The 12,761-nt window shown below is 74.9% G+C and carries 8 protein-coding genes; 7 read left to right on the top strand and 1 reads right to left on the bottom strand.

From position 1 onward, the window contains the following. Window positions 1-69 precede the first annotated feature (69 nt). The 3 genes from ACIP5M_RS27765 (at window position 70) to ACIP5M_RS27755 (ending at window position 7,536) form a co-directional block, all read left to right on the top strand. Entirely contained in the window at window positions 70-1,575 is a 1,506-nt protein-coding gene (locus tag ACIP5M_RS27765) for a hypothetical protein (RefSeq protein ID WP_401201794.1), read from the top strand. A gap of 340 nt (window positions 1,576-1,915) precedes the next feature. Continuing rightward, on the top strand, window positions 1,916-2,809 hold the full coding sequence (locus ACIP5M_RS27760) for a hypothetical protein (protein WP_401201793.1): 894 nt from the start codon (window positions 1,916-1,918) through the stop codon (window positions 2,807-2,809). A gap of 53 nt (window positions 2,810-2,862) precedes the next feature. After that, window positions 2,863-7,536, top strand: coding sequence for a hypothetical protein (locus ACIP5M_RS27755; RefSeq protein ID WP_401201791.1), 4,674 nt, complete (start codon window positions 2,863-2,865; stop codon window positions 7,534-7,536). Between the two features lie 137 nt (window positions 7,537-7,673). Here the strand turns inward: ACIP5M_RS27755 and ACIP5M_RS27750 are convergent, their stop codons facing one another. Continuing rightward, window positions 7,674-8,072 carry a hypothetical protein gene (locus ACIP5M_RS27750; protein ID WP_401201790.1) on the bottom strand — a complete coding sequence of 133 codons (399 nt, stop codon included), beginning with the start codon at window positions 8,070-8,072 and terminating at the stop codon, window positions 7,674-7,676. 372 nt (window positions 8,073-8,444) lie between these two features. On the opposite strand from ACIP5M_RS27750, the gene ACIP5M_RS27745 reads away from it, so the two are divergent. The 4 genes from ACIP5M_RS27745 to ACIP5M_RS27730 are packed head-to-tail and all read left to right on the top strand — an operon-like array spanning window position 8,445 to window position 12,747. Beyond that, on the top strand, window positions 8,445-11,255 hold the full coding sequence (locus ACIP5M_RS27745; protein ID WP_401201788.1) for a nitrate- and nitrite sensing domain-containing protein: 2,811 nt from the start codon (window positions 8,445-8,447) through the stop codon (window positions 11,253-11,255). After that, window positions 11,252-11,689, top strand: a complete 438-nt coding sequence (locus ACIP5M_RS27740) for a roadblock/LC7 domain-containing protein (RefSeq protein WP_385182966.1) — start codon at window positions 11,252-11,254, stop codon at window positions 11,687-11,689. The genes ACIP5M_RS27745 and ACIP5M_RS27740 overlap by 4 nt, the downstream gene beginning before the upstream one ends. Window positions 11,690-11,699: 10 nt before the next feature. After that, window positions 11,700-12,140, top strand: a complete 441-nt coding sequence (locus tag ACIP5M_RS27735; protein WP_401201786.1) for a DUF742 domain-containing protein — start codon at window positions 11,700-11,702, stop codon at window positions 12,138-12,140. Next, window positions 12,121-12,747 (top strand): GTP-binding protein, encoded by a 627-nt coding sequence (locus ACIP5M_RS27730; RefSeq protein WP_401201784.1) that lies wholly within the window; start codon window positions 12,121-12,123, stop codon window positions 12,745-12,747. The genes ACIP5M_RS27735 and ACIP5M_RS27730 overlap by 20 nt, the downstream gene beginning before the upstream one ends. Window positions 12,748-12,761: the final 14 nt, after the last annotated feature.

Raw genomic sequence — 12,761 nt, 5'->3', positions numbered from 1 at the left:
CGACGAAGGACGATCCGGCCGAACCATGCCGTTTGGGATGTTGTCAGGGTCAGCGCCTAGTCTTTGCCCGTGACTCTCCCCGCCCCGGCGAAGACCCTTCCGTCCCCGGCGCCGGGCCCGGCCGCCGACGAGGGCCTGGCCCGGCGGCTGCGCGCCCTCGCCTGCACCGCCCCGCTGCACGACCTCGACGTACGCAAGGCCAACCTGGCCGGCGAGTACGGGGTCTACGCGATGGCGGAGGTCGCGCTGGCCGCGATCGACCTGGTCACGCTCAACATGGACTTCGACACGGGCGCCGACCACGAGCAGATAGTGGCCCGGCTGCTCCCGCGCGTCGCCGCCCAGGCACCGGCCCGGCCCGCGGCCGAACACGAGCGCGTGGCCCGCTGGGTGCTGGAGAACCTGATCAACGTCGGCAGCGTGGACCGCGGATTCCGCGCGATCTACGGCACGTTCGGCCCGGACGGCGTGTACGTCCGGCGCGACTACGACTTCAAGCTGATCGAAGAGGTCCCCGGCTACGGCGGCGCGGTGTACCTGCGCACGACGGACGAAGCCGTCAACGTGCTGGTCGGCGCCCTCGACACGGACGTCACCAGCGCACAGATCGCGGCCGAGGTGAAACTGGAGGTCCTGATCAGCCGGGGCCGGCTCGCGGACGCGCAGCTCGCCGCGGAACAGGCCCGCTACCGCACCGTCCAGTACGCCGAGACCCTGCGGCGGACGCTGGACGCGACCCGGCGCAACGTCCGGGCGGTCGACTGGCTCCAGGCCGTCCCCGACATGATCGCGGAGGCCCTGGACCACGTCGCCGACCGCTACCGGCACGAGAACGCCATCCTGACGAACATCCGCAAGGCGCGCGACGAGGCGGAGGAGCCGGAGAGCAAGCGGCGCGCCGCCGAGCTGGTCGACATCGTCAAGGACTGCATCCGCCGCCACACCCAGCTCCAGTCCCGGCTGCTGGACGCGGGCCCGCTCTTCCGCGCCGAACAGGACCGCCAGGCCTTCGCCGCGCCCGCGCCGCGCTCGGGCATCGACCTGTACGGGCAGCTCGTGGCGCCGCTGCTGCCGCTGCCGGTCGCCCAGGCCCGCCGGGTCACCGACGCCTTCTTCGCGGCCGGTACGGGTCTGCGGACCCCCGTCTCGGTGCGTGTCGCCGACCTGGTGGACATACTCCTGACCCCGCCGGTGGAGCGGGAGCACCTCGGCGTGGAGATGCCGGAGCCCGACCTGATCGCCACCCCGGACGACAGCCGCTTCAGCGAGGAACAGCTCGCCGCCGCGACCGAGCTCCTGGACCTCCCGCACGACGCCCCCCGCCGGCTCTCCGGCCTCCTCGCGGAGGCCCGCCGCAGCGACCCGGATCTGCCGTACCTGGTGGCGCTGCTGGCGGTCCACGCGGCGAGCCCCGCCGTCGGCACGGCCTACCGCCAGGGCGAGGAGCGGCTGCTCTTCGCGGTGGACGACGGCACCCAGCTCGACGACCCGGAATTCGGCGGCGCCGACCTGATCGTCGGCACCGCCCTCCTCGACGCCGCCGGCATGGCGGCGGCCCGCGCGGAGGCGCTGTGACCGCCCGCGCGATGGCCGGCAATCCAGCCCCGCCGGGGCTGCCGTATCAGGCGTCGCCGAGCCCGAATCCCGCCCCGCCGGGGCTGCCGTATCAGGCGTCGCCGGGCCTGAATCCCGCCCCGCCGGGACAGCCGTACCAGGCTTCGCCGGGGCCGAATTCAGCCTCGCCGGCGTTTGAGGCGCGGGTCCGGGCAGAGCCCGGTGCCCGGCGGAGCCGGGTTTCCCGGGACACCGCCCAGGCCGTCGGCACCACCCGTACCGTCCGCACTACCGGTACGACCCGTACCGTCCGCACCACCCGTACGACCCGTACGCCCCGCACCGCCGAGGAGACCCACCCGTGAGCGACCACCACGCCGAACCCCCCGCGTGGAGCGAGCCGGTGCCGGCCGCGCCGGTGCATGCCGCCGCGCCCGTGACCCCGGCGGACGCCGCCGACGCGGCCCGGCTCGTCGCCTTCGGGCTCCAGCCCAAGCTGCTCCCCGCCCGCGACGCCGAGTACGCCGAACTGCTCCGCCGCTACCGCGAGGACACGGCCTTCGGCCGCCTCGCCGACGCCGTCGCCACCGGCCTCGGGCTCGTCGTCCTGGAGGTGTCCCCCCGCGCGGGCATGGCCGTCGCCGCCGGCGAGGACTCCGTCTTCGCCGTCCGCATGGGCGACTACGCCCGCCGTACCGCCGCCGACTCCGCCGACCGGTTCCTGCACGGCCTCGCCCACCTCGCCGTCGCCGCCCTCGCCTACCCGCGCCCCGAGGACCTCGCCGACGACGGCTACATCGGCCGCATCACCGTCAACGGCGTCGACGCCTTCGTCCGCCAGACCTGCCGCCGCCTGGAGGAGCGCGCCGAGGAGCTCGGCGAGAACACCGACCCCGCCTCCGACGCCCCCGGCCTGGAGGCCGCCTGGCGCGTCTACTCCCGCCGCAGCTCGACCGGCGCCACCAAGGACGCCCGCCGCCTCGCCGGCTCCACCACCGGCATCGTCGGCAAGGCCGCCGCCTTCCTCACGGACTCCGGTTTCCTCCAGCGCACCGGCGACGACGCCGGCGGCACCTACCGCACCACCCCCCGCTACCAGCTCCAGGTCCGCGACATGGCGGGCAGCGCCGCCATGGCGGAGCTCCTCGACCTGGGCGTGGTCCCCGTCAGCGACGGCTCCGCCACCCTGCTGCCGCCGCCCGAGGGCGACGACCTGGAGCTCGCGGCCGACGCCGGGCTCCCGTTCCACGCCTGAGCCACCTGCCCTCCGTACCGAGAACCACCGAGCATCCACGAGAGTCCGCCGCCATGTACGAGCTGTCCCGGATCCGCCTCTACTCCATCGGGCCCGCCGGTGCGCGCTACGCCGACACCGTGCTCGACCTGCGCGGAGTCGGCGAGCCGGTGCCCCACCCGGCGCCCGCCCAGGCGGAGTTCTTCGAGGACGAGCCCACCGGCCCGCCGCGCCGCCCCGCGCCCGCGGGCGTGCTCTTCCTGGAGAACGGCGGCGGCAAGTCCGTCCTCCTCAAGCTGATCTTCTCGGTCATGCTCCCCGGCCACCGCAACACCCTCGGCGGCGCGAGCTCCGGCGTCCTGCGCAAGTTCCTGCTCGCCGACGACTGCGGCCATGTCGCCCTGGAATGGCAGCACACCCAGACCGGCGAGTGCGTGGTCGTCGGCAAGGTCAGCGAATGGCGCGGCCGCCAGGTCTCCAACGACCCGCGCAAGTTCGCCGAGGCCTGGTACTCCTTCCGCCCCGGCCCGGGCCTGAGCCTCGACAACCTCCCCGTCGCCGAGGCCACTTCCGTACGCCCGCCCGTCGAAGGCGCCTCCGGCGCCCAGGGCCGCCGCCGCACCATGAAGGGCTTCCGCGACGCCCTCACCGAGGCCGGCAAGGCGTACCCGCACCTGGAGGTCTGCTTCGAGGAGATCCACGACCGCTGGAACGAGCACCTCACCGACCTCGGTCTCGACCCCGAACTCTTCCGCTACCAGCGCGAGATGAACGCCGACGAGGGCGAGGCCGCCGGCCTCTTCGCGGTCAAGAAGGACTCCGACTTCACCGACCTGCTGCTGCGCGCCGTCACCGACACCCGCGACACCGACGGCCTCGCCGACCTCGTCCACGGCTTCGGCAACAAGCTCGGCCGCCGCGCCGAGCTCATGGCCGAACGGGACTTCACCGCCGGCTCCGTGGACCTGCTCACCCGCATCGTCGAGGCCGCCGAGACCCGCTCCCGGCTGCGCGACGTCCACGCGGGCGCCGAGCGCCGGACGCGCACCCTCGCCCGGCGGCTGTCCGCCCGCGCCACCGAGGAACGCGCCCGGGCCGCCGACCTCGCCCAGCGGGTCACCGGCGCCGCCCACGAGGTCACCGCCGCCGAAGCCGCCCGCGCCCGCAGCGCCGCCGTCTCCGCCGAACTCGCCTACCGGCACGCCTCGCTGGCCCTGACCGTCGCCGAGAAGGCGGCCGCCGCCCAGCGCCGCGAACTCCTCGAAGCCCGCACGCTGCACTCCGCCTGGCAGGCCGCCGAGACGGTGCTGCGCCACCGCGCCGCCGCCGACCGCTCCGCCCGCGTCGCCGCCGCCATCCGCGAGGCCGAGCGGGACGCCGCCCCGGCGCTGGCCGCCCGCGCGAGCGCCGCCGCCGATCTCGTACGGGCCCTGCACACCGCCGCCGAACACGGAGAGCGGGTGGCCAACGAGGAAGAGGAGCGGTCCGCCGCCCTCCAGGCCGCCGGCGAGTCCGCGCACCGCGACGCCACCGCCGCCGCCACGGCGGCCCAGCGGGCCCGCAGCGAGGCCGAGCACCTCCGGGCCCGGCTCGGCGAGGTCCAGCAGGAGACCGCCGAGGCCGTCCGGGCCGGCTGGCTCGACGACTCCGCGCCCGACGCCGACCCGGCCAGGGCCGCCCTCGCCGCCACCGACGCCGAGAAGACCGCCGTGGCCGCCTGGGACGAGGCCCGTGAAGCCGCCCGGGCCGCCTCCGAAGCCGCCCGCGAGGCCGCGGCCGCCGAGTCCCGCGCCGAACTCACCGCCGCCCGCGCCGCGGACGCCGCCGAGGCGGCCGCAGCCGCCCACGACGCCGAGTACCGGACGGCGGACTCCCTCGCCGGATCCCCCCGGCTGGCCGCCCTCCTGGGCCTCGCGGAGGCCCCGGGCCTTCCCGGGCCCCGGGGAGAGGCCGACCGCGGAGCCGGAGACACCGAAGGTCCGGCGGTCCCGGCCCAGGACCACCGCGCGACCGCCGGACGGCTCACCGCCGAGGACCTCGACCGGAACGCCGAGGACCTCCACACCCTGCTGACCGACGGAGTCGCGGCGGCCGAGCGCCACCTCTTCGAACTGCGCACCGCCGCCGCCGACGACGCCCGCATCCTCGGCGCCCTCGGCGACGGCGGCCTGCTGCCGCCCGGCCCCGACGTCCTCGCCACCGTCGAGTACCTCGGTGAGCACGGCATCCCCGCCCTCCCCGGCTGGCGCTACCTGGCCCAGTCGGTCGACCCCGCCGACCACGCCGCCGTCCTCGCGGCCCGCCCCGAACTCGTCGACGGCGTCGTCATCACCGACCCCGACACCCACGCCCGCGCCCGCGAGGTCCTTTCCGGAGCCGCCCTGCTGCCCCGGTCGACCGTCGCCGTCGGCACGGCCGCCGCCCTGCTGGCGCCGGCGGCGCCCGTGGAGGCCGATTCCGCGGTCTCCAGCGTTTTCATCGTTTCGCCCAACCCGGCCATGCACGACGAGCACGCCGCCGACGAGGAGCGCCAGGCGCTGCGCGCCCGCGCCACCGCCCGCGACACCGAGATCCGCGACCTCGCCGCCCGCCTGTCCGGCGACCGTGAACTGGCCGCCCGCCTCGCCTCCTGGCGCACCGGCTGCCCGCCCGGCCGCCTCGCCGAACTGGCCGGGCAGGCCGAGGCCGCCCGGGCGTTCGCCGAGGAGGCCGACGCCGAGCTCGCGGAGGCCCGTACCGTACGCGCCGAAGCCGACGAGGCCGCCGCCGACGCCACCCGCGTGCGCGACGAACGCCAGGACACCGCCCAGCGCGCCCGCCGGGTCGCCGACGCCCTCGCCGGGCTCGCCTTCCGCCTGCGCGAACGCGCCGGCTGGCAGGCCCGCCTGCGGGAACTCGCCGACGAGGCCGCCGAGTCGGAGGCCCGCGCCGAGGTCTGCCTCGACCGGGCCCGCGCCGCCGACGAGGACCGGCGCGCCGCCCAGCGCGCCGCCGACGACGCCCGGCGCACCGCCCGCGCCCTGCGGGCGGAACGTGCCGAGATCGCCGGCGCCCCCGAGCCCCTCCCCGAGGACGACGGCACCGTCAAGGCACCGCTGCCGGACCTGCGCGAGGCCTACCGGGCCGCCTCCCGGCTCTACGAGAAGGTCGGCGTCGGCGCCGACCTGCGTGCCGAACAGGCCCGCGCCGAGAGCGACGAGAGCGCCGCCCTCGCCGAACTCGACCGCCTCACCAACAAGGTCCGTACGCGCGCCGCCCAGCTCCTCGAAGGCACCGACGGCGCCGACGGCCCCTCCCGCCAGGCGGCGGCCGCCCGCGCCGAGTCCCTCGTCCAGATGCTGGAGACCCGCGCCTCCACCGCCAGCGAGCAGCTCGGCCGGCTGCGCGGCGAGGCCGAACGGCACGCCCCCGCCGAGGGCGAGGCGCACACCGAACTCCCCGAGGAGCTCGTTCCCGAGGACGTGGAACAGGCCCAGGGCCTGCTCCGTACGGCCACCGCCCAACTCGCCGCCCACACCGCCGCCGTGGAGAGCGCCCGGGCCGCCCACGCCGACCTGCTGCGCGCGCACCGCACCGCGGAGGACGGCGCCGGCGGCTTCGACGAGACGGCAGCCCTGCTGCGGGACCTCCTGCGCGACCACACCCACGCCGAGGACGAACAGGAGCCCGCGGCGCACCCCGGCACGCTGGAGGAGGCCCGCCAGTCGGCCACCGAGGCCCGCCGGGCCCTGCGCGGCTGCGCGGCGGACCTCTCGGCCGCCGAGTCCGCCGTGCGCGAGGCGAGCGACATCCTGGTCCGGCACGCCAACGCCACCCGCTACGAGCAGGTGCGCACCCCCGCGCGCCAGCAGATCCGCGAACTGCCCGCCTCCGCGCTGCCCGAGCACGCGGCGGCCTGGGCGGCGGCGTTCGCCCCGCGGCTGCGCGTCCTGACCGACGAGCTGGCGCAGCTGGAGCGCAACCGCGACAGCATCGTCGACCGCCTGCGCGGCCTGGTCGAATCGGCGCTGGCCACCCTGCGCTCCGCCCAGCGCCTCTCCCAGCTGCCGGAAGGCCTCGGCGAATGGTCGGGCCAGGAATTCCTCCGGATCCGCTTCGAGGAGCCGGACCAGGCCACGCTCACGGAACGGCTCGGCGAGGTCATCGACGAGGCCACCCGCGCGGCGGTGAAGAAGAACAGCACCGCCTCCTTCGGCGAGGGCCGCCGCGACGGCATGTCCCTCCTCCTGAGGGGCGTCCAGGCAGCCCTCGAACCCAAGGGCATCTCGGTGGAGATCCTGAAGCCGGACGCGGTCCTGCGCGCCGAACGCGTCCCCGTCGGCCAGATGGGAGACGTCTTCTCCGGCGGGCAGCTGCTGACCGCCGCGATCGCCCTCTACTGCACGATGGCGGCGCTGCGCAGCAACGACCGCGGCCGCGACAGGCACCGCCACGCCGGCACGCTGTTCCTCGACAACCCGATCGGGCGCGCGAACGCCACGTACCTGCTGGAGCTCCAGCGGGCCGTCTCGGACGCCCTCGGCGTCCAGCTCCTGTACACGACGGGCCTGTTCGACACCACGGCCCTGGCCGAGTTCCCGCTGGTCATCCGCCTGCGCAACGACGCGGACCTGCGCGCGGGCCTGAAGTACATCAGCGTCGAGGAACACCTCCGCCCGGGGCTGCCCCAGCCCTCCCAGGAGGAGGAGACGATCCACGGCGAAATCACCGCCACCCGCATGTTCCGCCGGTCCGCGGCGCAAGCCTGACGCGCGACCGCTCCGCGGGACCCCGGCCCCGTCGCCCACCCGTGCGCCGGGGCGGGGCCGATGGGCAGCCCCGCCGGTGTCCGAGGCGTGGGGGCCGGGGCGGAGCCCGGCAGCGCGGGGCCGCGCCGGCGCGGTGGTCAGCGGCGGCCGAAGGCCGTGAGGGGGCCGTCCTCGCGTCGTATTCGGCGGCCACCGGGCGCCGACCGCACCCGGCCCACCGTGCTCGGCTCCGACACGACCCCGTACCGCTGGTTCCACGTCTGCCGGGTGATGACGACGTCCAGGACCGCCCATGTGGCCACGATCGTCGCCGCCACCCCGCCCAGCACCATGGGGAAGGCCAACCACGAGCCGGTGATCGTGAGGAAGAAGGCGATCGTCGCCTCGGTGAGCGTCACGGAGGCGATCAGCACCGCCCGCACCGCGGACGCCCGCACCGGATCCGGCATCCGGGGCCGGCGCGCCGGCTCCTCCACCCACAGGCCCCGGCGGCCCGCGCCGCCCCGGCCCTCGCCCTCGCCCTCGTACTCGCTCATGGTCCGCTGCCTCCCCACCGCGCGCCCGCCTGTGCCCGCTCCACACGTCTACCCCAAGAGAAGGACGATCCGCACGGCCGGGAGATTCCCGGATCCCGGACACTTCCCACGCCCCCGGTGATCGCGGAACGAACAATTCCAGCCATCCATCGGATTGCGGGAACCGACACCTCACCAAGTGTCATCTGCCGCATATCGGGCGGCTATTCACCGGAGGTATCGGACAACTCGTGATCTTCGCCCAGGCGTCCGGCCGAAAACGTCCGGACACGCCTTCGATGCCGCTCCGTGGCAGTAGTAGGCTCACGCCGTTTAAATGACGGAACACCGACCCCGGACAACGGGGTTGAGCTGGGGGAGGCTGGGGAGGCCATGCGCTTTCGCGGGAAGTCCATCCGCCGGAAGATCGTGGCGTTGCTCCTTGTGCCGCTCGTCTCCCTGACCGCCCTCTGGGGCTTCGCGACGGTCATCACCGGCCGCCAGGCCGTCCAGCTCCTCGACGTCGCCTACGTCATCGACAAGGTCGGCTACCCCATCGAGGACGTCGTCCGCGTCATCCAGAAGGAACGCCGCCAGACCCTCGTCGTCATCGGCGACCCCCGCGCCGCCAACGCCACCGCCGAACTCGCCAAGCGCCGCGCCGAGACCGACGCCGCCGTCGAGAAGATCAGCGCCGGCGCCCGCGAACCCGAGGTCCTCGACGAGCTGAGCCCCCAGAACGCCGAGCGCCTGCGCTCCATCCTCGCCGCCTTCCGCGGCGTCGGCGCCCTGCGGCACTCCGTCGACGCGAACAGCCTCGACCCCGGCCAGGCCCTGGACCTCTACGGCCGGCTCGTCGACCCCTGCTACGACTTCCTCATGAACCTCCACGCGCTGGAGAACGTGGAGATGGACAAGCAGGGCCGCGCCCTCGTCGGCATCACCCGGGCCCGCGAGACGCTCTCCCGCGAGGACGCCGTCATCGCCTCCGCCCTCGCCGCCCGCAACTCCACCGCGGCCGACATCCGCCACGTCTCCGACCTCGTCGCCAACCGCAAGCTCCTTTACGAGTTCAACCTCGCGATCCTCCCCGCCGCCGAGCGCGAGCGCTTCGAGCAGTACTGGGGCGGCGTCGACACCAAGGCCCTGCGCGACGCGGAGGAACGCTTCCTCACCGCCGGTGCCGTCAGGAACCCGCGCGGCATCACCGCCGCCCAGTGGGACGAGGCCGCGACCAAGGTCCTGGACGACCTCGCCACGATGGGCACCGACGCCGGCAACCGCTACCAGAAGCGCGTCGAGCCCGTCGCCATGGACGTCCTGGTCCAGGCCGCCGTCGCCGGCATCCTCGGCTTCATCGCCCTGATCGTCTCCCTGATCCTCTCCGTGCGCATCGGCCGCGAACTCGTCCGCGACCTGTCCCGCCTCCGCAAGGAGGCCCACGAGGCGTCCGGCGTCCGGCTGCCCGCCGTGATGCGCCGCCTGGCCGCCGGTGAGCACGTGGACGTCGAGACCGAGGCGCCCCGCCTGGAGTATGAGAAGGACGAGGTCGGCCAGGTCGGCCAGGCCCTCAACACCCTCCAGCGCGCCGCCGTCGAGGCCGCCGTCAAACAGGCGGAGCTGCGTCGCGGTGTCTCCGAGGTGTTCGTCAACCTGGCCCGCCGCAACCAGGTCCTGCTGCACCGCCAGCTGACCCTCCTCGACACGATGGAGCGCCGCACCGAGGACACCGAGGAGCTCGCCGACCTCTTCCGCCTCGACCACATGACCACCCGCATGCGCCGCCACGCCGAAGGCCTGGTGATCCTCTCCGGCGCGGCCCCCTCCCGCCAGTGGCGCAAGCCCGTCCAGCTGATGGACGTCGTACGGGCCGCGGTCGCCGAGGTCGAGGACTACGAGCGCATCGAGGTGCGCCGGCTCCCGCGCCTGGGCATCGTCGGCCCGGCCGTCGCCGACATCACCCACCTCGTCGCCGAACTCCTGGAGAACGCCACCGTGTTCTCCCCGCCGCACACCGCGGTCCAGGTGCACGGCGAGCGCGTCGCCAACGGCTTCACCCTCGAGATCCACGACCGCGGCCTCGGCATGAACCCCGACGCCCTGCTCGATGCGAACCTCCGGCTCGCCGAGACCTCCGAGTTCGAACTCTCCGACACCGACCGCCTCGGCCTGTTCGTGGTCAGCCGCCTCGCGCAGCGCCACAACGTCAAGATCGCCCTCCAGCCCAGCCCGTACGGGGGCACGACCGCGGTCGTCTTCCTCCCCTCGGAACTCCTCACCGAGGCTCCCGAGACCAACGGCACCGGCATCCGCGTCGACGAGGGCGCCGGCGCCGCCGGGAAGGGCCCCGCCGCCGCGACCGCCCGGTCCGGCGCGATCCCCACCGCCCGCCCCGCACCCGCCGTGGAGCGCGGGCCCGCGGGCCGCCCGCTGCCGGTCGCCGAACTGCGCGGACCGGTGGAGCTGGAGGCCCCGCTCGACGTCCTCGGCCTCGACGGGGTGGAACCCGTCGTGCCCCTCGACGGCCTCGACGACCCCGCCGTCCTGGACGGCATCGGCGGCCGTCCGGCCATGGCTACGCTGGACGACGAGACCCCGCCCACCGGCATCCCGCGCAGCGCCCTGCTCGGGCTGCGCCCCGCGGACCGGCCGCACGCCGACCGGCACGCCGAGCGCCACGGCGCACGCAAGGGCGACCGCGAGACCCCGGCCCCCACCGGCCCGGTCCGGCTGGACACCCAGCGCCTGGAGGCCCCGCGCCCCGAGGCCACCCGCTCCTCGGGAGCCGTGCCGCTGCCGCGCCGCCGCCCCACCCCGACCCTGGTCGCCGAACACGGCCGCCGGGTGGAGCCGCGCCCGGTGCACGCGGTCCCGCAGCCCGCACCGGCGCCGACCCCCGCGCAGCCCGCCCCGAAGCCGGCGCCGAAGGCCGCGCCCGGCACCGGCCCCGGCGGCCTGCCCCGCCGCGTCCGCCAGGCCAGCCTGGCCCCGCAGCTCAAGAACTCCCCGGCCCCGGCTCCCGACGACGCCGCCCCCGACCAGGTGGCCGAGCGGGACGCGGAGGACGTGCGCGCGCGCATGTCCTCCCTCCAGCGCGGCTGGACCGCGGGCCGCGAACAGCACGCACAGCAGCAGTCGGAGACCGGGGCCGGCACCTCCGCCGCCACGGGTCCCGGATACGAGAACGAGGGGGACGGTCGATGACCGCACCGCAGACCGGCAACGACACCAGGGGCCGTGGCTCCGGCCCGCTCAACTGGCTCCTCGACGAGCTGGTCGACAAGGTCGGATCCATCCGCAAGGCGGTGGTCCTCTCCGGTGACGGCCTGCCCACCGGCAGTTCCAAGGACCTGACCCGCGAGGACAGCGAGCACCTCGCCGCGGTGGCCTCCGGCTTCCACAGCCTGGCCAAGGGCGTCGGCCGGCACTTCGAATCCGGCAAGGTCCGCCAGACCGTCGTCGAGCTCGACGAGGCCTTCCTGTTCGTCATGGCCGCGGGCGACGGCAGCTGCCTGGCGGTGCTCGCCGACGCCGATTCCGACGTGGGCCAGGTCGCGTACGAGATGACGCTGATGGTCAAGCGCGTCGGCGACCACCTGGCGACCGCCCCGCGCACCGGGCTGCCCGCCGGAGGGTGAGTCGTACGGCATGAGCGAACCAGGCCAGGACCACCCTTCCGACACCCCGGTCGCCGACCGGACCACCGCCCCCGACCACGCGCACTGGTTCGACGACGACGCCGGTCCCGTCGTCCGCCCGTACGCCATGACCCGCGGCCGGACCAGCCACGCGGGTCAGCACCGACTCGACCTGATCGCCCTGGTCGTCGCCGAAGCGGCGGCCGACGATCCGGTCTGGGACATGAGCCTGTCCCCGGAACACGTCCACATCCTCGGCCGGTGCCTGGAGCGGCCGCAGTCGGTAGCCGAGCTCGCGGCCGACCTCGACCTCGCGGTCGGAGTCGTACGGGTCCTGATCGGGGACCTGGTCGCCGAGGAACTGGTCCACGTGACGCGGCCGGTACCGCCGGCCGAACTGCCCGACGAATCCATTCTGCGTGAGGTGATCGATGGCCTTCGGGCGCTCTAGCCGCACCGGTGCCATGCATGCCGTGTCACCGGTCGAGCCGCTGACCTTGAAGATCCTGGTCGCGGGCGGCTTCGGGGTGGGCAAGACCACCCTGGTCAGTGCGGTAAGCGAGATCAGACCACTGCGGACCGAGGAACAGCTCTCGGAGCCCGGCATCGGCATCGACGACACCGGGGGAGTGGAGGGCAAGAGCACCACCACCGTGGCCATGGACTTCGGGCGCATCACGCTCCGCGAAGACCTGGTGCTGTACCTGTTCGGCACGCCCGGACAGGACCGGTTCTGGTTCCTGTGGGACGAGCTGGCCCAGGGGTCGCTCGGCGCGGTGGTCCTCGCGGACACCCGCCGCCTCGCCGACTGCTTCGCCGCCATCGACTACTTCGAGCGGCGCGAGATCCCGTTCGTCGTCGCCGTCAACTGCTTCGACGGCGCGGACCGGCACCCCGTGGTGACCGTACGGGAGGCACTCGACCTCGATCCCGGGGTCCCGGTGCTGCTCTGCGACGCCCGCGACCGGGAGTCCGTGAAGGACGTGCTGGTCGGGGTCGTCGAACACGCGATGTCGCTGGCCCGGGCACGCCGTCGGAGCCTCTCGGCGGGAGCCTGACCGAAGGGACCGAC

The organism is Streptomyces sp. NPDC088762, assembly GCF_044750905.1.
GTDB lineage: Bacteria > Actinomycetota > Actinomycetes > Streptomycetales > Streptomycetaceae > Streptomyces.
This window is presented reverse-complemented; position numbering and strand designations above follow the sequence as displayed.